At 55.3% G+C, this 19,592-nt stretch carries 17 protein-coding genes; 6 read left to right on the forward strand and 11 right to left on the reverse strand.

The annotated features are described in order from the left end of the window. Positions 1 to 162 precede the first annotated feature (162 nt). From H6B30_RS07185 to mobV, 4 genes are all read left to right on the forward strand, one after another. A complete protein-coding gene (locus tag H6B30_RS07185) occupies positions 163 to 534 on the forward strand; it encodes a hypothetical protein (RefSeq protein WP_072530733.1) in 372 nt (123 codons plus the stop codon). A gap of 295 nt (positions 535 to 829) precedes the next feature. Continuing rightward, entirely contained in the window at positions 830 to 2,023 is a 1,194-nt protein-coding gene (locus tag H6B30_RS07190; protein ID WP_205109136.1) for a primase-helicase family protein, read from the forward strand. 90 nt (positions 2,024 to 2,113) lie between these two features. After that, positions 2,114 to 2,443 carry a hypothetical protein gene (locus H6B30_RS07195; protein ID WP_205109138.1) on the forward strand — a complete coding sequence of 110 codons (330 nt, stop codon included), beginning with the start codon at positions 2,114 to 2,116 and terminating at the stop codon, positions 2,441 to 2,443. 160 nt (positions 2,444 to 2,603) lie between these two features. Next, positions 2,604 to 3,974: a MobV family relaxase gene (mobV, locus tag H6B30_RS07200; protein WP_205109140.1), complete on the forward strand. Its 1,371-nt coding sequence runs from the start codon at positions 2,604 to 2,606 to the stop codon at positions 3,972 to 3,974. Between the two features lie 137 nt (positions 3,975 to 4,111). On the opposite strand, the gene H6B30_RS07205 is transcribed toward mobV, so the two are convergent. From H6B30_RS07205 to H6B30_RS07215, 3 genes are read right to left on the reverse strand one after another with little or no spacing between them, the layout of a single operon-like run. Further along, positions 4,112 to 4,744, reverse strand: a complete 633-nt coding sequence (locus H6B30_RS07205; protein ID WP_021928855.1) for a flavodoxin family protein — start codon at positions 4,742 to 4,744, stop codon at positions 4,112 to 4,114. Positions 4,745 to 4,748: 4 nt separating this feature from the next. After that, complete coding sequence (locus H6B30_RS07210) at positions 4,749 to 5,288, reverse strand: flavodoxin family protein (RefSeq protein WP_087207705.1); 540 nt, start codon at positions 5,286 to 5,288, stop codon at positions 4,749 to 4,751. A 12-nt stretch (positions 5,289 to 5,300) separates the two neighbouring features. After that, positions 5,301 to 5,684, reverse strand: coding sequence for a nuclear transport factor 2 family protein (locus H6B30_RS07215; protein WP_021928857.1), 384 nt, complete (start codon positions 5,682 to 5,684; stop codon positions 5,301 to 5,303). A 171-nt stretch (positions 5,685 to 5,855) separates the two neighbouring features. Between H6B30_RS07215 and H6B30_RS07220 the strand changes: the two genes are divergently transcribed. Continuing rightward, positions 5,856 to 6,206 (forward strand): winged helix-turn-helix transcriptional regulator, encoded by a 351-nt coding sequence (locus tag H6B30_RS07220; protein WP_021928858.1) that lies wholly within the window; start codon positions 5,856 to 5,858, stop codon positions 6,204 to 6,206. Positions 6,207 to 6,768: 562 nt separating this feature from the next. Here the strand turns inward: H6B30_RS07220 and H6B30_RS07225 are convergent. Continuing rightward, entirely contained in the window at positions 6,769 to 7,458 is a 690-nt protein-coding gene (locus tag H6B30_RS07225) for an SIMPL domain-containing protein (RefSeq protein WP_205109142.1), read from the reverse strand. A 24-nt stretch (positions 7,459 to 7,482) separates the two neighbouring features. Continuing rightward, positions 7,483 to 8,043, reverse strand: a complete 561-nt coding sequence (locus H6B30_RS07230; RefSeq protein ID WP_205109144.1) for a preprotein translocase subunit SecD family protein — start codon at positions 8,041 to 8,043, stop codon at positions 7,483 to 7,485. 457 nt (positions 8,044 to 8,500) lie between these two features. On the opposite strand from H6B30_RS07230, the gene H6B30_RS07235 reads away from it, so the two are divergent. Continuing rightward, positions 8,501 to 9,739, forward strand: coding sequence for an L-serine ammonia-lyase (locus H6B30_RS07235; RefSeq protein ID WP_205109146.1), 1,239 nt, complete (start codon positions 8,501 to 8,503; stop codon positions 9,737 to 9,739). A gap of 315 nt (positions 9,740 to 10,054) precedes the next feature. Here H6B30_RS07235 and H6B30_RS07240 read toward each other — a convergent pair whose 3' ends face one another. The 6 genes from H6B30_RS07240 to H6B30_RS07265 all read right to left on the reverse strand — a co-directional run bounded on the left by H6B30_RS07240 (position 10,055) and on the right by H6B30_RS07265 (position 19,574). After that, complete coding sequence (locus H6B30_RS07240) at positions 10,055 to 11,374, reverse strand: glycoside hydrolase family 43 protein (RefSeq protein WP_205109148.1); 1,320 nt, start codon at positions 11,372 to 11,374, stop codon at positions 10,055 to 10,057. Between the two features lie 27 nt (positions 11,375 to 11,401). Beyond that, positions 11,402 to 12,277 (reverse strand): alpha/beta hydrolase, encoded by an 876-nt coding sequence (locus H6B30_RS07245; protein ID WP_205109150.1) that lies wholly within the window; start codon positions 12,275 to 12,277, stop codon positions 11,402 to 11,404. A 46-nt stretch (positions 12,278 to 12,323) separates the two neighbouring features. Continuing rightward, positions 12,324 to 14,759 (reverse strand): glycoside hydrolase family 95 protein, encoded by a 2,436-nt coding sequence (locus tag H6B30_RS07250; protein WP_205109152.1) that lies wholly within the window; start codon positions 14,757 to 14,759, stop codon positions 12,324 to 12,326. A gap of 317 nt (positions 14,760 to 15,076) precedes the next feature. After that, the gene (locus H6B30_RS07255; protein WP_205109154.1) at positions 15,077 to 16,750 is read right to left on the reverse strand and encodes a hypothetical protein; all 1,674 of its coding nucleotides are present in this window, start codon (positions 16,748 to 16,750) and stop codon (positions 15,077 to 15,079) included. An 8-nt stretch (positions 16,751 to 16,758) separates the two neighbouring features. Continuing rightward, positions 16,759 to 18,513, reverse strand: a complete 1,755-nt coding sequence (locus tag H6B30_RS07260) for an endo-1,4-beta-xylanase (protein ID WP_205109156.1) — start codon at positions 18,511 to 18,513, stop codon at positions 16,759 to 16,761. A 17-nt stretch (positions 18,514 to 18,530) separates the two neighbouring features. Then, positions 18,531 to 19,574, reverse strand: a complete 1,044-nt coding sequence (locus H6B30_RS07265) for a DUF5627 domain-containing protein (RefSeq protein WP_205109158.1) — start codon at positions 19,572 to 19,574, stop codon at positions 18,531 to 18,533. Positions 19,575 to 19,592: the final 18 nt, after the last annotated feature.

Consider the following 19,592-nt stretch of genomic DNA (forward strand, 5'->3'; position numbering starts at 1 on the left):
CGTGTACGTACGGTTCGGAGGCAGGCTGTCGGAAACCTACCACCGTAAGGTGGCATGGCGCCGACAGCCGAGCCTACAAGTGACGAACAAAAAACTTGAAAACGACATATCCGATTTCGAGAGCAAGGTAAGCGGACGTTTCGCCATATAAACGCACAGGGTATGAAACGGACAACAATCACGATGGACGAGTACGGCAGGGTTGCTGTACCGTCCGATGCCGCCAGCGTATGGATGAGCGAAATGGAACTGGTGGAACTTTTCAATGTAATCGTTCCTACACTCCGTGCCACCGTCCGATCCGTGTATAAGAGCGGAGTGTTGAAATCTTGCGAGGTGGAAACGCGTATCAGGCTGCCTAATGGCTATTATGCGGAAGCGTATGCCCTGCCAATGGTCGTTGCACTTGCCTTCCATATCAACACACCCAATGCCGCAAGGGTGCGCAATGCCCTTTTGGAAAGGATGTGCTTGCGAAAAGACAGACAAATGCTGTGGCTTTCGTTAAGCGACAGACAGCCATGTAAATGTTAATGGGTGCGATTATTCGTCAATATATCCATTCGTCAATACGCCTGTGTGGTTACACATCCATACCACTATCATATCAGTCCGAAGAAGTGCGGTTTTGCTTCTTCGGGCTTTTTCTTTTCACCTTTTGATGGCTGGCATTGCCCGTTTCGCTGCATTTTCTTGTTTGTCGGTTTCTTTTGCGCCGTTCTGCATAGTTTTACGTATCAAGGTTTTAACCGTCATGCCGTAGCTTTGCAGCCATGTTTAATCCGCCTGCCGACAGGGTGTCGGCGGCACTAAAACCTATATTTGAAACATGGAAAAGAAAGAAACATTCATCCGAGTAGGCACAACGCTTTACAAGATTGTGGACCAGCCCCGCATTGACGGCGGCTATGTGAGAAAGCGCATCGCATGGAACTCCGAGACCCTGCGGCAGGACTACGGCAAGGATTACATGGCAAGTGTCCCGAAGTATGACGGCTTCTGCACCGTACCCGACCATGTGGGCTACCAGCCCGTTGTCGGCAAGTTCCTCAACCTCTACGAGCCGATAAACCACCAGCCGCAGGAGGGCGACTTTCCCTGCATCCGCTCGTTGGTGGAACACATCTTCGGCGAACAGTACGAGTTGGGCATGGACTACTTGCAGCTGCTCTACCTCTATCCCGTTCAGAAACTCCCCATCCTCCTGCTCGTGTCCGAAGAACGGAATACGGGCAAAAGTACGTTCCTGAACTTCCTGAAAGCCGTATTCCAAAACAACGTGACGTTCAATACCAACGAGGACTTCCGCAGCCAGTTCAATTCCGACTGGGCTGGCAAGCTGCTCATCATGGTGGACGAGGTATTGCTCAACCGCCGTGAGGACAGCGAGCGTTTGAAGAATCTCAGTACCACGCTTTCCTACAAGGTAGAGGCGAAAGGAAAAGACCGTGACGAGATAGGCTTCTTCGCAAAGTTCGTGTTGTGTTCCAACAACGAGCATCTGCCCGTCATCATTGACATTGGCGAGACACGCTATTGGGTGCGGAAAATTGTGCCGCTCAAGAATGACGATACAGACTTCCTGCAAAAGCTGAAAGCGGAAATCCCAGCTTTTCTCCATTTCCTGCAACACAGGCAACTCTCCACCGAGAAAGAAAGCCGCATGTGGTTCAACCCGAAGCAGCTGGAAACAGATGCCTTGCGGAAGATTATCCGAAGCAACCGCAACCGTTTGGAGATAGAGATGGCGGAACTGCTGCTCGACATCATGGCAAGCACGGGTGTCAGTTCTGTTTCTTTTTGCCTCAATGACATTATCCCGTTGCTTGTCTGCTCGCAAGTCAAGGTGGAGAAGTCGCAGGTTCGGAAAGTGGTGCAGGAATGCTGGAAGCTAGCTCCTGTATCCAATTCGCTTTCTTACACCACCTACCAATACGATTACAACCACGAATGTCACTATTCACCTGTCAGACGGATTGGACGCTACTATACAGTAAGCAAAGCGCAGTTGGAAACACTCTGATATTTTGATGAAATGATGAAAGCATATATAAACATAAAGAATAACAGCAACTTACATACTCATCAAACACTCAACAAAAGTATTTGGCTGATGAAAAGAGAAAGCGTACACAACCCCACACATCACTTTTCTTTTGGCGAGCGGTTTGATGAAACGCTGATGAAAGGTTATTGCATTAGTTGTCAGTATATTAGACTATCCAATCATCAATTCATCGGATTTTCACCCCTCATCAAGTCCGCCGGGAAAGCAACAAAGGTGAATATCGCCATCCGTAGGCTGGTCGGACGGACTTCCGTCCTGCCGACCGACAAGGGAAAGCCGATGTCGCTGGCGAAAAGAAAAAGCAACCAATGTCCGCCAACATCACCGCTGACACCACCGCAGGCTTTTGGGAAACAAAAAGCCATAGCTCATTAGGGCGTTTTCTTCACGCACCGCTTCGCTCATGCTAAAAACACCCTAATGAGCCAATGGGGTTGCACCCCTCTGGACACCCCCGTTTGTCCTGTGCGGCATGACCGCAGGCGGACGAACATTGACAAACAAGTTTGTAGAACCTCAAAAACAAGAAACGAACATGGGATACATAAGCATTCAAATCAACAAGGCGAAAGGGTCGGCTGACACGGGCGCATCCGACCACATAGAACGCAAGACCACGCCCAAGAACACAGACCCCACACGCACCCATCTCAACCGTGAACTGGTGGAGTTCCCCGACGGTGTGGCAGACCGTACCGAAGCGATAAGCCACCGCATCCGCACGGCTGGCATCAGGCGTAAGATAACGTCCGACCAAGTGAGGGCAATCCGCATCGTGCTTTCAGGTACGCATGAGGATATGGTGAAAGTACAAGACGAGGGTAGACTATCCGAATGGTGCGATGACAACCTGCAATGGCTGCATCGCACATTCGGCAGGGAGAACACCGTTTCGGCAGTGCTGCACATGGACGAACACACTCCACATATCCATGCCACGGTCGTTCCGATAGTGACGGGAGAGCGCAGGAAAGCCAAGAAGAAACAAGCGGACAGCAAACGCACCTACCGCAAGAAAGCCAACGCCGTGCGCCTGTGCGCAGATGACCTCTTGACCCGTGAACGGCTTGTTGCCTACCACGATAGCTATGCTGAAGCGATGGCAAAGTACGGCTTGCATCGTGGCATACGTGGGTCAGAGGCACGGCATACCACCACAGCCCAATACTACCGTGACTTGAAACGGCAGACGGGAGAGCTTGAAACCAACGTAAGGCAGTTGCAGACCGAACAGAAACAAGCGGAACGGCTGCTTGCCGAAGTCAGGAAGGAAATCAAGTCGGAGAAGCTGGAAGCCGCCAAGACCGAAGCGAAAACGGCACTTGTGGCAAAGGTCGGTTCTCTTTTGGGAAGCGGCAAGCTGAAAGAACTTGAAGCCGACAACCGCACCCTGCAAAATGAGGTTGCAGCCCGTGACGAAAGCATCGAGTTGTTGCAACAACAGATGCAGCGGCAGCAGGATGAACACAGCCGTCAACTGATGGAACTGCAAGCCAAGCACCGCAGAGAAATGGCGGACAAGGAAGCGGAACACCAAAGGGAAGTGTCATTCCTGAAATCCATCATCCAAAAAGCCAAGAAATGGTTTCCGCTGTTCCAAGAGTTGGTGTACATGGAGAAATTCTGCCTTAAAGTCGGCTTCAACGAGCGGCAGACCGCCACGCTCATCAGCGGCAAGCCGTTGTTCTATGAGGGCGAACTCTATTCGGAGGAGCACAGGCGGAAGTTCACGACCGAGGAAGCAGGCTTCCAAGTGGTGAAAGACCCGAAAGACAAATCCAAACTTGCGCTTGCCATCAATGGGCAACTGATTGGCGAATGGTTCAAGGAACAGTTTGGCAGGCTGTTCTCATCCATTAAAAGGACTGTTAAGCCGCTTAGGAGAGACAAGGGCATGAGATTATAAACGATGCCAACGGGAGGGTAGCAAGTTTGTGTTTGGGGCAGACCAAAACCGCTTGCTATCCTCCCATTGGTTAAATTCAAAATCGGACAGGAAACATCCTCTACTCAAAAATCTATAAGTTTTCTTGTTAAGTTTGGTTATTCATATTTGTCTTGGATGAAGTGCGTCCGCATTCTCGGTTCATATTCCGGCTTGCGAACGCCGTTCTTCCGTCCGCTTTCAATGCACTTTAGCAACCACGCCATATTTTGCCCCAAGATGCGCATGGTCTGCAAGCCTTCCTTGTCCTTGCGCACATCGTCGGGTGTGAAGCCGTGTACCGAGTTCCAGTATTGCGATGCTACGATAGGCATATTCGCAATAGTGAAATATTGATTCAATTGCTCGAAGGTGGCGGAGGCTCCACCACGGCGGCACGATACTACTGATGCGCCGAGCTTGCCCGCCATGCGGTTCTCCGTGGCGAAGAACAGGCGGTTCAGGAACGAAACGAGTTGCCCCGTTGGTGCACTGTAATAAACCGGAGAACCGATGACGATGGCATCAAATTCATCCAGCCGTTTCTGTATCTCTTGCACGAGGTCGTCGCGGAAACAATGTCCTGTATTCATGCAGGCTCCACAGGCGATGCAGCCCGCTATGGGCTTCTTGCCTAAATACAGCAATTCCGTCTCAATGCCGTTTGCCTGCAAGGTGGTTTCCACTTCGTGCAGGGCGGTATAGGTGCAGCCCGTTTGATTCGGGCTGCCATTAATCAACAATACCTTCATACGTTCAGAATTTATGCGCCAGTTCAGCCGCTTGCTTGCAGCCGTCCGTCTTGTTGATGTCACCTTCGTTCAATACTCCGGTAATAAGCACTTCGCCAGCCATCTCCCATTTCAGCAGAGCGGCAGAACGTTCCAGCGGCATACGGATGCCGTCCATTACCGTCACGTCGTTTTCTTCGCAGCAGGCTATCAGTCCGCATTTCTTTCCGGCGATATCCTTTCCGCCCACCACGAATGAAAACAGGCGGTCAATCACACCCTTTATCTGTGCCGGGATGGAATACCAGTAGGTTGGCATGGTGAATACAACAGCATCGGCTTCCATAATGGCAGGTGCGATAAGGTTGAAATCGTCGTCGAACGAACAAGCCTTGCCCGTCTTGAAGCAGGTCTGGCAGGCACGGCAACCGCCTATCTTCATCAGTGCGGCATCAAATCGTCGCACCGTGTGGCCGAGTGTCTCCGCTTCCCTGATAAATGCGTCCGTCATGGCAAAGCTGTTGCCATGCTTGCGTGGACTTCCCGTAATAACTGTTATCTTCATGACGCTTCCTCCTTACTTTTGAATGGTATTCGAATTCTGATTGTACGCCTTCGCCACGCACCGCCACTCGCCGTCCATCTTCATCAGCAGCAGGTAGTCGGTGAAGTCGATACGGCCTCCCCATTTCTCTTCCAGCACGCGCACCACGGCGAGGGTCTCTTCTACGTCCACCACGTCGATGCGTGCCTTGAAGTCATCGCCTGCGCCTACGGTGTCCACATTGTGGTAGAACTGCTCGATGCTGCCGTGCTCCAGCTTCCCGTCCAAGTAGCCGAATAAGACGGCTTCGTCAATAAACAATTCGCGGGCATACTTGCTGTTGCCTTCTGCCACACTTTTCACAAACTTCATGGCAGCTTCTTCCACTGCCTTGTACTCTTCGATATTTGCTCTCATGATGCTAATGTTTAATTGATTATCTTGTTTTGATGCTGCAAAGGTAGGTGATTCCTCCAGTTTGCACAAGTACCGAAAAATTATTCATATACTGAAAAATTATTCGGTATATACCCGTTACGATATATTATCCTTACCTTTGCAGGCGTAACATTCAATAAAGATAAAACCATGTACGAAAGAAAGATACCCGTAGATTTGGACTGTCCCTTGCGGCTGACCATGAGCCTGATTGATTCCAAGTGGAAGTCATGCATCTTGGACGAACTGCGCCACCGTGCCCTGCGTCCCAGTGAATTGCACAAGATATTTCCCGAAGCCACGCCTCGTGTGCTCGACTTGCAACTGAAGGAACTGGTAGAGGACGGGCTCGTATCGAAGACCATCTACCCTGAACTGCCTCCTCGTTCGGAGTATGCTATCACTCCGTTGGGGATGACGCTTATTCCCATCATCGATGCTATGATTGCATGGGGAGAGAAGAATACAGAATTATTTGAAAAGAAATATGGGAAACGGTAATAGAATTTGGTTGCTTTTCACTATCTTTGCGCTAAGACAAGAGTTGTTTGACAGAAATTTACCGCATATTGCAGAATTTGTGACTGTTTCCAAGTCATTACCTCGTTTTTTGAGAAATGCTTATAAGTAGCTTATTTTTAATATATTCCTATTTCAATATCGTTTTTTTCGACATAAGTAGCTGTTCAAAATTAACCGATACAATAGACCTTGCAGGTGTCCTCTATGTCTTTGCCACCATCTTGTGTGCTCTTTCGGGCCGCATACCAAAGTCTCATCGGTCGCGTAGCCCGCTACGCTCCCTCTTCGGACTTTTGCATGCATCTCCGAAATAGCGCACAATTTGATGGCAACTGATTTTGAACACCTACTTAATTTGCAGGTTTCAGACTATAAGGCGGCATACTCCAGGCGGCTGTTGTGGCATATTCCCGTTGCTCTTCACGCCTGCTGCCTTACGGTGGCGAGGGTGTCAGACACAGCGATGCCCGCCATGCTGCCGGGCGTTGCTGACAATGGAGTTGGCGTAACCCACTCTGGCCGCAGCCACCTGTCACGGCCTTCAGTCGGTTATTTCAAAGCGGGCAACTATCGAATACCGGTTCTTTATGGTGCGGAAGAAGTCGAACGAGGCCGCGTTCGACGACAACACGTTGCTTTGCGCAAACGGCATGGCGCCCTGGCTGTCTTCCTCCACTATGCGTATCACGCCGCCAAGTTTCTTGCCCATGGCCTCAACCAGGTAGGCGGCCTTGCGCTGCGCGGCCTTCAGGGCCTCTGTCTTTCCCTTGCGGTGGTAGGCAGCCATGTCGTTGTTTTCCAGCTCGCCTATGCGCATCGATTGTATGCCCTTGGTGTCTATGCGCTTCACGATGTCGTTTATCTGGTTGAAGTCGGTCAGGGTGACGTCAAACTTCTTTGACACCAGGAAGTCGAGCCCCTGCTGCCGCCAGTAGTCGCCTATCTCTTGCGTCCTTATGGCATTGGGGCCGACCCCGGCTTCGGCCAGTGCCTTGCGCAGCCCCTGCTCTATTGTGGACAGGGCAACTTTGGTGCTGTATTCTTCGGGCTTCGACTTGCCGTCGAACTCCTCTTCGAAGTATTCGCGTATTTCTATCAGATAGTGAATCTTGTCGGGCACAACCTCTATTTCCGACGTGCCTGTCACCTCGATGTATCGCCCGTTGTCCTGGGCCCGCAGCGATAGGGTGGCAAGCATCAACAGGGCCAATGCCAATAGTTTCGGTTTCATATTGATGTCTGTTTGTTGTCGTTGTCAAAAGCCTTCCACCAAGCGGCAGGCGTCAGAATAGTCGAGCATGTTTGCCAGCGAGTCTTGCTCGCCGGGCGTTAGCCTGCTGAAGCGCAGTGTGTCGATGAGCCAGCCGTTGGCAGAAAACAATGCGTCGAGCGAGTCTTTCTTTTCTTTCAGCATGCTCTTGTACAAGCGGCTCATGTCGTAGCCGTCGGGCCCAGATATCAAGAACTGGCCGCTTTCGAGCCCCATGTAGATGCGAGGGGCGACTACGACGGTGTCGTTGAACACAAATCCCATGCGCCTGCCCGAGAGCGCGCTGGTAGAGTCGGCCCATGCCTGCAGCCTGTTGCCGCCGACGCGGCCTGCTATCACGCTTCTGCCTAAGTGGTCGCGGTAAAGCCGCAGGCCAACAAACTCTTTCACGGTGGCCACCGGCCTGAGGGCAATGCTGTCTTTCCGGCCGTCGTATATACCGTACCAGCCGTTCTCCCTGTGGGCCGACGGCGGCGATGTGCATGCCACTGCTGTAAGCAGCGACAGCAGCAGCGTGGCGCATCTGTGGATGGCTTTGTTGTTCATAAGCGCTCTGTCGTTTTGTTGCTTCAGCCACCGTGGGGGCGTAATCGGCTGTGCGGCCTTTGCTTGGCGCCCCCGGTGGCCCGGTGCAAAAATACAAAAAGAATGGCGAACGCCATAATATTATTGCCACAAGATTGGTATTTATGCCGAATAGGGCGTTGGCAGCCCGGCCTATTCCGTTGTTCCCGGGTGCCAGTGTGGGCCGGAAGCGCGGGCACTGACGCCTGCCGGGCTGTTGCCTGTGCCTGGGGTGGGGTGGTGTGCCTGCGGCGAAACAATGCCGACCGGATTGCGTTGCCCCCGGGCGCTGCTTGCCCTTGAGGCCCGCCGCCCCCATTGTTATCGGTCGATAAGACGCAATTATGGTCTGCCAATGCCGTTATCTCACATATTTTGATTAACTTTGTCACGATGTAATGCCATGCACGAGGCAATGGCAATGTAACTCTTATTTGGTATGAAATCGCTTAAGGAAATATACAGAATAGGCAAAGGGCCGTCGAGCAGCCACACAATGGGGCCGCAGAAGGCCGCTCAGATATTTGCATCACGCAACAACGGCGTGTCGTTGTTTGTAGTAACGCTATATGGCAGCCTCGCCGCAACAGGAAGGGGGCACATGACCGACGTGGCCATACGCGATGTGCTGGAGCCGTTGGCCCCTGTCGACATACTGTGGGAACCGTCGGTGTTCCTGCCATACCACCCTAACGGCATGAAGTTTGAGGCCCGCGACGCCGAGGGGCACACGCTCGATGAGTGGACTGTTTACAGCATTGGGGGCGGGGCTCTGTCGGAGGGCACCGCGCAGGGCGGCATATTCGACACCCCAGAGGTGTATGGCATGAACACCATGACCGAGATAATGGAGTGGTGCAACAGCACCGGGCGCAGCTACTGGGAGTATGTTGACATGTGCGAAGACAGTTCCATCTGGGACTACCTGCAGCAGGTTTGGGAGACTATGCAGGCCGCCGTGGAGCGAGGCATCAACAATGAAGGCCGGCTGCCGGGCCCGCTCAACCTCATGCGCAAGGCCCCCATATACTATGTGAAGGCCTCCGGCTACAAGCAGTCGCTGCAGACCCGAGGGCTGGTTTATTCGTACGCGTTGGCCGTCAGCGAGGAGAACGCCTCGGGAGGCACCATAGTCACGGCACCGACATGCGGGGCCTGCGGGGTGTTGCCTGCCGTGCTGTACCATGTCTACAAGGGTCACGCCTTCTCAGACCGCCGCATACTGCACGCAATAGCCACGGCCGGGCTTATAGGCAACATCGTCAAGCACAACGCTTCGATATCTGGTGCCGACGTGGGATGCCAAGGTGAGGTGGGGGTTGCCTGTGCCATGGCTTCGGCTGCTGCCTGCCAGCTGTTCGGGGGCAGTCCGTCGCAGATTGAATATGCCGCAGAGATGGGGCTTGAGCACCACCTTGGCATGACGTGCGACCCTGTTTGCGGGCTTGTGCAGATACCGTGCATAGAGCGCAATGCGTTTGCTGCCACCCGCGCCCTTGACGCAAACCTGTATGCTTCGTTTTCCGATGGCACGCACAGGGTTTCGTTTGACAAGGTAATCAACGTGATGAAGCAAACAGGCCACGACATACCCTCGCTTTACAAGGAGACCAGTGAGGGTGGCCTGGCCAAGGATTTCGACACCGACTCGCGGCTGGGCGGTGGCATGCCGGTGTGAGTGGCGTTCGGGCCGGCGGCCCGTGACTGTTGTGGCGGCGTCTTGTGGCGGCTTCGCCCTCGTGCCTGTCGGCTGTGCGGCATTGCCTTGCAGATGCATAACCCACGTGCCTGTTGGCAGCGGGCATTGCCGCAAGACCCTCCTATTGTGGCCCATCCAGAAAAACAAAGGCTCCCGGTTTAAGCGTGAACCGGGAGCCTTTTGTTGTTAGCCATGGAGCTGTCTGCCCGTGTGGCCTTAGCTTTGACCCTCTGAACCATGAGGCCCGACCGTGGCAAAGCCCACTATTCACCACGGCCAGGTGCACGTAAACCGTTATTTCAGAATCCAGAAATCCCAGTCAAACAGGTCTTTCACCTTGTCGCCCTTGAAGCGGAAATACAGGTCGTGCACCCCCTTGGCGCCTTTAACCTTGCAAGACACGCGGGTGAAACCGGGCCTTGCGACGGCCTCACCTACGTTTAACGTGCCGGCCAGCGGCCCTTCGGCACTGTCGAGACGTATTTCCACCTTTGCCGTTTGGTCTTTGCCCATCACAGTGGCTGTGAGTTTCCTTGCCCCCTTTGGCCCGAAGTCAACGCTACGCAGGCACAGCGTCTCACCGTCGTCAATGTCGGTGACAACAATTCCGCCCGTTACGCAGGGCTTGGTCTTCAGTCCGTATCCCCAGGCCATGGTCTCGGCCTCCACACGGCGGTAAGGATTAAATGTTCCCACCTGCTCAAGCCTTGTGTCAAGCCAGTGAGGCACCTCCTCGATGGTGCCGTCGGCGTTGTAGTGCATCTTGGCCACAGCCACCGAGCGGCGCTCTTTGTGCTCCATGGTCTCCAGATGCAGCAGCTCGTAGTTAAGCCCGAAGACATACGACGAACCCTTGTAGTCGATAATGCCCGGATGGTTTCCCCTCGACTTGTCGGTGGGCCGCATTATGTAGCCTCGTGTCTGCCACGGCCCGGTGGGGCTGTCGCTCATGGCGTAGCCGATGCCCTCGGGGCAGCATGTAGAGGCGAAGGCCATGTAGTATTGCCCTTGCCGCTTGTACACCCACGGCCCTTCCTGGTAGTGTTCGGGCCTCTTGTCGAGCTTGACAATGTTTCCAGAGTAAGAAATCATGTCTTTGTTCAGTTTCACGTAGTAGACGTTGGGGTTTCCCCAGTACATGTAAGCCTGCCCGTCGTCGTCGATCATCACCGTGGGGTCTATGTCGTCCCAGTGCTCACGCTGCCATACGAGAGGCTTTCCCAGCGGGTCTTTGAATGGTCCGTATGGCGAATCTGCCACGAGAACGCCAATGCCGTTTCCGTGGATGGGGCAGTACATGTAGTATTTGCCGTTTCTGTACACCACCTGTTCGGCCCACGCCCCATTGTCGTGCTTAGCCCAGGCGAAGTCGTTGAGCGATGCCACGGCCCCGTGGTCTGTCCAGTTCACCATGTCGGTCGACGTGTACAGCAGCCAGTCTTTCATCTTGAAGCCCTCGGCGTCGTCCTCGTCGTGGGTGGTGTAAAGGTAGATGGTGTCGTTGGCTACCAGTGGGGCGGGGTCGGCCGTATACTTTGTCTGTATGATAGGGCTTTGGCCCAATGCCGTGGCGGCCGACAGTTCCGCCACGGAAAGCGAAAATATGTGTCTCATTTTTTCTGTATGGATAGGGTTGGGTGTTTATTGGGCAGAGAAATTGCGGCTTACGAAAGGCAGGCAGAGGTAAAGGGCGGTGTGCCAATACTCCCAGTCGTGCACGCCGTCCCTAACCCTGAACTGGCAGGGGATGGCGGCATGGCGCATGGCCCGGGTGAAGTCGATGTTGCGGTCGAGCAGAAAATCGTCGTCGCCGCAGTCGACAAACCACTGCACGGAGCGAAGCCTTTCTCTGGACTGGCTGTCGGCCTCTGCCACGAACCGCACGCAGCTATGGTCGATGACCGACCTCGTGAGCTTGGCCAGCTTTCCGTCGGGCTTTTCTGCATCGGTCTCCCGGCCATCGGGTATGTCCATCAAGGCGCTCATGGCATATACGGCGCAGAACATGTCGGGGTGCCTGAGTCCATATGCCGTGGCGCCGCCGCCACCCATTGACAGACCGGCAATGGCGCGGTTGGCCTTGCTTCCGCCTGTGCGGAATTGCTTTTCGATGAATGGCACGAGCTCGGTGAAGAAGAACGTCTCGTACTTCCAGCCATCCATGTCGAAGTATCCGTTTTGGTAGACGTTAGGGTCGCCGCCACCGGCGTCGGGTGTAACGATGACCATCGGCCTGGCCTCGCCGCTGGCCACGAGCCTGTCGACCACATCCTTCAGCCGCCCCTGTGACACCCAGTCGTCGTTTTTGCCCCACATCCCGTGAAGGAGGTAGAGCACGGGGTAGCGCCTTGTGTCTCCGGAGTCGAAGCCTTTGGGCAGCAATACGGTATACGCACGCTTCACGCCGAGCACTTTGCTCAGTATGGTGTCGGTCACGATACGGCTTTCATTTACTCCTTGCGCGCTTGCCGCGAGCGACATCAAGGCAGCGATAATAAGCATTCTTGTTCTTTTCATATTGGTATATGTCTGTTGATGTTGCGTGTTGTTGCATGTAATGCCGTCATTGGCGGGCCTCTGCCTTGCGTCTAACAACGTAAGAACGGCCTGCCGCGGTGTCAATGTCATACTCGTAGACTTTTGTCAGCGAAGGCATGCGCGGTGTTGCCATGGCTGAGACCTCAGGCGTGGCGATGGCAGCCGGGGCGAGGAAAGGGTTGGGGCAGGGCTCATTGGCGGGCCTCAGGCCCTTGCCTTTCAGTGGCACGTATGAGCGCAGGCGCAGCGTTCCACCCCTGGCCGATGTTATTGTTGCCGATGCCAGCTTGCCTCCGTACCACTCCATGCTCACCTCGAAACCGCCCCGGGCCTTTAGCCCCCTGACGCTGCCCTTGTCCCATGCCCGAGGCAGGGCCGGCAACAGTTGCACCGCCCCGTCGTGGCTCTGCACAAGCATCTCGGCCACCCCTGCTGTGAATCCGAAGTTGCCGTCGATTTGGAATGGCGGATGAGCGTCGAAAAGGTTGGGGTATGTGCGTCCGTCGGGATGGTCGGCAGCCTCTTTGTCGGATGGCAGCAGCCGGAGCATGTTGCTTATTATGCGGTAGGCATGCTCCCCGTCGAGCATGCGCGCCCAGAAGTTTATCTTCCAGCCAATGCTCCATCCCGTGGCTTGGTCGCCGCGTTGCCCGAGTGTCGTCTTTGCCGCCTCGAACAGCAGGGGGTTGAGCCGTGGCGAAATTTGGTTGCTGGGGTAGAGCCCGTAGAGATTGGATATATGCCGGTGCTTGTCGTCCGGGTCGTCAATGTCGTCCAACCACTCTTGCAACTGGTTGTTCCGTCCGATGCGCATTGGCGGCAACTTGTCCATGGCCAGCCTGAGCGAGTCTTTCAGCGACTGCCGTTCGCCCACTATGCCAGCCGCAAGCAGGGTGTTGCCGAGTGCGTCGAATACAATCTGGTTGTCCATTGTACATCCGGCAGTCACGGGGCCGTGCTCAGGCGATATAGACCGTGCCACCACAAGATGCCGACCGTCGGGGTGCTCTGTGAGGAAGTCGAGGAAAAACAGTGCCGTGCCCCTCAGCACGGGGTAATACTTGCGCAGGAAACCAGTGTCGGCCGTGAACAGATAGTGCTGCCACAGGTGCTGTGCCAGCCAGGCCCCACCGCTTGGCCACATGCCTGCCGCGGCGAAGTCGACCAAGCCCGCTATGCGCCACAGGTCGGTGTTGTGATGGGCCGTCCACCCGCGGCAGCCATACATGGTGCGGGCGGTCTGCGCCCCGGTGACAGACAGGTCTTTGAGCATGTCGAACAAAGGCTCGTGGCACTCTCTGAGGTTGGTCACCTCTGCGGGCCAGTAGTTCATCTCGGTGTTAATGTTTATAGTGTACTTGCTGTCCCAAGGCGCTGCCACGCTGTTGTTCCATATACCCTGAAGCGTGGCGGGCTGGCCGCCAGGCAGCGACGATGATATGAGCAGGTAACGCCCGTATTGGAAGAGCAGCGCGGCCAAGTCTTCGTCATTCCCATCGGCGTAGTTGGCAAGCCGCCTCGGTGTCTCGGCGAGCGAGGCCGCAGAGCCTGGCAGGTCGAGGCTCACCCAGTCGAACATCGACCTGTATCGCTCCACGTGCCGCCTAACGGCCTCGTCATATCCCGTTTGCATGGCCTTGTCGAGGTATAGGTCTGCCTTGGCACGCTCGTCGGCGCTCGTGTCTCGATAGCTCACATAGTTGGTGGCGGCCGAAATGTATATCGTGGCCGTAGTGGCGTGGCTCACGCTCAGCGTCTCGCCGCAGCCATCGGTCTGACCGTCGGTCTTTACGCCTATAAGGCAGGCAGCCCTCAGGCATCCCTTCACGCCCTCCTGGTCGCGCCCGTGGCATGTTATGTGCAGCTTTTCGCCTTCGGCCCGCACTTCATGGCGCAGCGGGGCGTCGTATCCGATGGTGAAGTTCAGCGCCTTGTCCTTTCCGGCCCTGATGTTCATTATTATCACATTGTCGGCCAACGAAGCAAAGGCTGTGCGAGTGTAGCTCACTCCTGCCACCTCGTAGGTGGTGGTTGACACGGCCCTGCCTATGTCGAGGTCCCTTCGGTAGCGTGAGGCGTTGCCGTGGCCGGGAAATGTCATGAAGACGCTGTCCATGGTGAGGTAGCTCATGCCGTTCTTCCCAGTCTGGAAGTTGGCGTCGACAAGTCTCTGGGCCTCGTTGTTCTTGCCGGAGAACACAAGTTTCCTTATAGCCGGCAGCACGTAGAGTGCGTTGGGGTTGTCGTTGTTGTAAGGCGAGCCGGCCCAGAAAGTCTCTTCGTTTAGTTGCAGTTCCTCCTTCTCGGTGCCGCCGAATACCATGGCGCCGAGGCGGGAGTTGCCAATGGGCAGGGCCTCAGTCCATGCCCGGGCAGGCTGCGAGTACCATAGCCTGAGCTCGCCAGCCCATGTGCAGGCGCATAAGGTAATGGCGATGAATGCCAGTAAGTTTTTTTTCATGTTTAGCGTCTTTATTTGTATTGCCTGTCAGGGTGTCTCTTTGGCGGCGGGCGAGTGGCTGGTAGTGGTTCCCGCAACGGCCCGCAGGCAGCTTATGACATGCAAATATAACCTAAATACTTGAGAAACCGTAGCTTTGCCAACAAACTTCTGCCTGCCTCCTGTCGGTGCACCGGTGTGGGCACATGGCGCGGTGGCGCAGTGGCGGGCTGCCATCTTTTGGCAAAAGCCATCCTCCCGCCTGCCTCACTGGCAGGCGGGAGGGCGACTGCATATCAGGCAAACGCCACCTGTGGTGTAGCGATGCCCTGTAGAAATTACATTTTTATCTGTACAGACACAATGCCCTTGCCCGACATGCGCACCAGAGCCTTGCCACCTTTCACTTGCGCGTGGGCATCGGCCATGTCGACATTATCGTTGGTCTCAACAGCCTCGGCCGTGGCTTCGGCCGATGGCAGTTGTATGCTCAGGCACCTGAAACCATCGCCCATATTGATGGCCACGAGTGTCATTTCAGTGCGCGAGGCGTTGGCGTAGGCCGTGACCAGAAGGTCGGGGGCCACCGCAGAGGCCTCAATGCGGTCCATACCCTTGGCATATTTGGCGTAGTGAGCCATGATGTAGCCGTTTTTGGTGGGCTCGCCCTCTGGCGTGGTGTTGCGCTCCGGGTCGTTGTCGCCAATCATGCCGTAGAACCGTTTCAGGTACCAATATACATAAGCCGAGCAGTTGCCTTCCATACAATGGTGCATCTCCAGAGCCAGATGGTTGAGGCTGTATGTCCACTTCTGGAACTCGAGGTAGTTGTCGGCGTTGTCCTTGTCCTGCCCGTCGTTGAAAAGGTGTTCCGTCATCCACCACGTCTTTCCAGCTGCCTTGAGGTGATTGTCGTACAGTCCGCACACATATTTGCGCCGTTGGGCAGTGTAGGGCTGCGTGGTGTCTAAGAATCCCTGGTATAAATGGCCGGCCAAGATGTCGGTCTGTGCCATGGCTTCGGCGTCGGTCAGCACGGCATCGGTATAGTCGGGGTTGTATCCGCACGACTCCGGGCCCATCAGTCTTGTGCCTGCGGCCCTTATCTTCTGGCCGAAGCGCTTTGTGAAGTCGACAATCTCGGCAGGCGACCAATAGGTGAAGTCCATGTCGGGCTCGTTTTGCACCGAAATGGCGTATATGCCGACCCCGTTTTGCCGCATGAAGTCGACGTAGCGTACCAGGTGGTCAGCATAGTCGGCATACTTGTCGGCTCGCAGGTGCTTGAGCGACTTGCCGTTGACGGTCACCTTGTCGGCCCGCTCGTCGCCGCAGTCCCACGGGCAGGCGAAAATGATGGCGCCGAGGGCTTGAGCCCGCCTTGCGCCGTCGACATCGTCGGCCCATCTGTTCTCGTCGGGGTAAATCATCAGCCTGAGGATGTTGTGGCCCAAGCCCGACGGCGAGTACATGCGCTCCAGCTCGCCGGCCGAAATGCGGTCGGCGGGAGCTACCCATATCGACGGGTTGTACATGCCTCCGAATCCGGTCACGTGTTGGTGGGTGATGCTTATGTCGGTGGTCACATCGACAGTCTCATACTTAGGTTTCTGGGTTAGGGTGAGGGAACTTTTGGCTTTGCCGTCGGCCCCGATGAGTGCCAGTGTGGCCTGCCTCGCCTCGTCAGAGGCATTCTCGGCATACTCAATCCTCACTTTGTCAAACCGCCTTCCGCCCTCCCGGCTGCCTCCGCTCACGGCTCTCACTGCGGTGATGACACCGTTGTCCGAATGTTCTATGCGGTAATGACTGCCGTCGCTCTCGACCACAGCTGTGGCCGAGCCCGCCGTATAGTCGACAGCAATGCTGTCGCTGACAAACGACAGAGGCACTGTGAGTGCCGCACTGATGGTGTCGTCGTCGGAGCACGACCACATGCCGAAGGCCGTAACGATGCTTACGGCAAGCACCGCCATACCTTCCATTAAGTGTTTTCTCTTATTCGTTTTCATTGTAAAAGTCATTGTATAGAGTTGTCGGTAACACCTTTTCCGGCCAAGGCGTCGGCCACGCCCATGTATGAGGCGTTGCGCATGTGAAGCCCATTCCACAGTCCTCTGGCGTTGTCGGTGACATTTGACAGAGCTATGCCATACTGTTGCGGCCCGGGAATTGTCTCAAGGTATTTCCTGACCACATAATTGTAGTAGTCGGCCACCTTAAGCCTTTGCTCGAAAGTGATGGCCCCGGCTTCTATCTGCTGTCCGTGCTCGTCTTCAAGGCGGATGTCGAGTTCGGCGATGCGTATCATCCGGCCCGTGTCTTTCAGTTTTGACAGTAGTGCCGATATGTCGGCCTCATTCTGCTTCTGCTTCTCGGCCGACAGCGAGCAGGCAAGGTGGAGCTTGGCCCCGATGCCGTCGACTTTTGTTACGCCGTCGGCCTCCCACTTGGCTATCATCCTGACAAGGCGGTTGAGCTTCTCAGTCCCGTTCTTCTCAAGGTTGCTTTCGCTTACGAATAGAGTCAGCTCGCCCTCGCCGCCGTTGTCTTTGTAGTACTTGCGGGCGCTGGCCACCACCATGCGGGCATAGTTGCCCCCCAGGTAGTCGGCCCAGTAGAAGTTGGTCAAGGTGTCTTTGTCGGCCTTGTTGTCATTGTTGGCCGACCTAAGCATGTAACGCCCGTCGTCAGACATGGGTTCATCCAAAACGTCCCATGACCTGATGTAGCCACCGGCGGTCTTCATCACTCCTGCAAGATAGGCGTCGAGCGCCTTGGTCAGAGTGTTGCGTTTCTCCTCGGCCGTATAGTAATAGGGAGGCTCGCCCACCGACCAGTCGATGTAGATGTTGTCAATGTAGTAGTCGGCCTTGCCCGTCTTCGACCCTACAGCCAGTTCGAAAGATGAGAACTTCTTCTGTTCGGCCGAAAGGTTGAGGGCTGCGAAGTCGAGGCGAATCAGTTCCTTGCCCCATGCGTCGCCTTGGCATCCGAAGCCGTAGGGCGAGTTGTATGGCGTGTAATCTCCGCCTGCACCCACTCGCATTCTCATTCCCTGTCCGTAAAGTCCTCCCGAGCCGGGAGCTTTCATGTCGAGCACGAGAGTCTTGCAGTCGCCCAATGTCACCCCCTCGGGCAGGCTGATGTCAAACACAGGGTAAGAGTCGTAGGTCGCATCCTTGATATGGAGCACATGTCCGTTCTTGCCCACAGGGTCGTCGACCACCGTTGCCGTGCCCGAGTTGCCTGACAGTCGGAAGGCCGACCCAAGCGGTTGTGCCTCGAAGTCGAAGAACATGGCAGTGCCCGGGTGCTCAGTGCCAGGTATCGGTGCTATGGCCGAATAGAGGTACGCCGTGTTGTTGATGTCGTGGCCGCACAGTGCATGGCCGAATATGCCTGTGCCGGCATCCTTGGCCGCGGCCACGAGATCGGTCACGGCATACGCGCCGACTGTGCCGTCGTTGCCGATGATGTCCTTATGGCCCAAGCCGCTTGTTGTCACTGCCTCGTCGGCGTTGGTGATAACGAGACTGTTGAGGCCAGTGCCTTCGGTCAGGTCATTTGCCGGCAGGCCTATCCCGAGCTTTAAGGCGGGGTGTCGCGAGCGGTCAACGTAGCTTTTCAGCACGCCATAGCTGTTGAGGTAGTCGGCCATGGCTGCCTCGTCGGGGCGGTTGAACGCCATGCCCGAGTAGAAAGGCCCGTCGTCGGCGCACGACGTCAAGTCTATAGCCAAGGCCAATATCGCAAGTTTGCCTAAAGAGTTCATGTCAAATAACTTTTATTCTACTTCTTTGTCACGGTGGGGTATAGCATCCTCACCTCTCTGCTTCTAAGCACAAGGGTGTCTTTGGTGGCATACTCCAGGTTGCCGTGGTTTTTCAGTCTCACTTTGTAGTCGAGGTACAGTCCGTCTCTGTCCTTTCCTCCCATACTGTGTTTCTCGCCTTTGCTTACGAACTTTCCGTTGCCCGATATTTCGTAATCGGCATTGTCAGATGTCACTGAGCATGTGCCGTCGGCGCTGAACGTAAGCGTGAGGTTGAACGTAACGGCGTTGCCGTCGTCTTTCTTTACGGTTACGGGTAGCATGGTCTTGTTCAGACCCATGGTCGAGGTGAACACAACCTCGTCGTTTTCAACGTATTGCGCGTGGCGCACGGCGGTGGCTTTGGTGCCGTCGGCTTTGGTTATGGCGTCTGTGCCACGGCGCAGGTACGAGCCTTGGTATGGGTTTACATACCTGATGGCGTAGAGCACGTAGTCGCGGGGCTGCACGCTCCAGTTACCGCCAACCATGCGGTCGGGATTGTCGACCAGAGGCTTGCCTCTCAGTATAGAGTCCACTCCCATCGCATCGGTCATGACCAGAGGTATGACATAGTTGAATTCCAGGGCTTTGGGGTCGTTGAAGAAGGCGTCGGTGAGCTGCACGTCGACCCCACCTCGCGGCTTCCCGGCAGGTATGCTTATCTTGTCGGAAGCCAGGGTATAGTATTCTCTTGGCATAGGCAGCACCTTGTTGCCGCCAGTCGAGGCGTCAAAGAAGAGTCCATCGCAGAGTCTGTCGTCGACGCTCACCTTTATTATAATATTGTTTGGGTTGCTATAGGCCCCGCCCATGTTGGCTTGTATCTGCACCTTGTACTGGTTGTCGAGAGTCACGTCGACCTCGTCGTTGTTGCCTAAAGTCACAGTGCGACCCACAACCTGGTGGGCGAAGTATGCTGTCTGGTAATCGAAGTCGTCGAACACAGGGTCGCCGTTGTCGCAGGCCGTCAGTGCCATCTCGGCCAATGCCGCCAATAGTGTATGTCTGTAGTGTATCATTGATTGTTGTGTTAAGTG

The sequence above is a fragment of the Marseilla massiliensis genome, assembly GCF_016899955.1.
GTDB lineage: Bacteria > Bacteroidota > Bacteroidia > Bacteroidales > Bacteroidaceae > Prevotella > Prevotella intestinigallinarum.

Excerpts from the sequence above, each read along its gene's own strand:
- H6B30_RS07185 (WP_072530733.1), top strand. The coding sequence starts at position 163 with ATGAAACGGACAACAATCACGATGGACGAGTACGGCAGGGTTGCTGTA.
- H6B30_RS07190 (WP_205109136.1), top strand. The coding sequence starts at position 830 with ATGGAAAAGAAAGAAACATTCATCCGAGTAGGCACAACGCTTTACAAG.
- H6B30_RS07195 (WP_205109138.1), top strand. The coding sequence starts at position 2,114 with ATGAAAAGAGAAAGCGTACACAACCCCACACATCACTTTTCTTTTGGC.
- mobV (WP_205109140.1), top strand. The coding sequence starts at position 2,604 with ATGGGATACATAAGCATTCAAATCAACAAGGCGAAAGGGTCGGCTGAC.
- H6B30_RS07205 (WP_021928855.1), bottom strand. The coding sequence starts at position 4,744 with ATGAAGGTATTGTTGATTAATGGCAGCCCGAATCAAACGGGCTGCACC.
- H6B30_RS07210 (WP_087207705.1), bottom strand. The coding sequence starts at position 5,288 with ATGAAGATAACAGTTATTACGGGAAGTCCACGCAAGCATGGCAACAGC.
- H6B30_RS07215 (WP_021928857.1), bottom strand. The coding sequence starts at position 5,684 with ATGAGAGCAAATATCGAAGAGTACAAGGCAGTGGAAGAAGCTGCCATG.
- H6B30_RS07220 (WP_021928858.1), top strand. The coding sequence starts at position 5,856 with ATGTACGAAAGAAAGATACCCGTAGATTTGGACTGTCCCTTGCGGCTG.
- H6B30_RS07225 (WP_205109142.1), bottom strand. The coding sequence starts at position 7,458 with ATGAAACCGAAACTATTGGCATTGGCCCTGTTGATGCTTGCCACCCTA.
- H6B30_RS07230 (WP_205109144.1), bottom strand. The coding sequence starts at position 8,043 with ATGAACAACAAAGCCATCCACAGATGCGCCACGCTGCTGCTGTCGCTG.
- H6B30_RS07235 (WP_205109146.1), top strand. The coding sequence starts at position 8,501 with ATGAAATCGCTTAAGGAAATATACAGAATAGGCAAAGGGCCGTCGAGC.
- H6B30_RS07240 (WP_205109148.1), bottom strand. The coding sequence starts at position 11,374 with ATGAGACACATATTTTCGCTTTCCGTGGCGGAACTGTCGGCCGCCACG.
- H6B30_RS07245 (WP_205109150.1), bottom strand. The coding sequence starts at position 12,277 with ATGAAAAGAACAAGAATGCTTATTATCGCTGCCTTGATGTCGCTCGCG.
- H6B30_RS07250 (WP_205109152.1), bottom strand. The coding sequence starts at position 14,759 with ATGAAAAAAAACTTACTGGCATTCATCGCCATTACCTTATGCGCCTGC.
- H6B30_RS07255 (WP_205109154.1), bottom strand. The coding sequence starts at position 16,750 with ATGAAAACGAATAAGAGAAAACACTTAATGGAAGGTATGGCGGTGCTT.
- H6B30_RS07260 (WP_205109156.1), bottom strand. The coding sequence starts at position 18,513 with ATGAACTCTTTAGGCAAACTTGCGATATTGGCCTTGGCTATAGACTTG.
- H6B30_RS07265 (WP_205109158.1), bottom strand. The coding sequence starts at position 19,574 with ATGATACACTACAGACATACACTATTGGCGGCATTGGCCGAGATGGCA.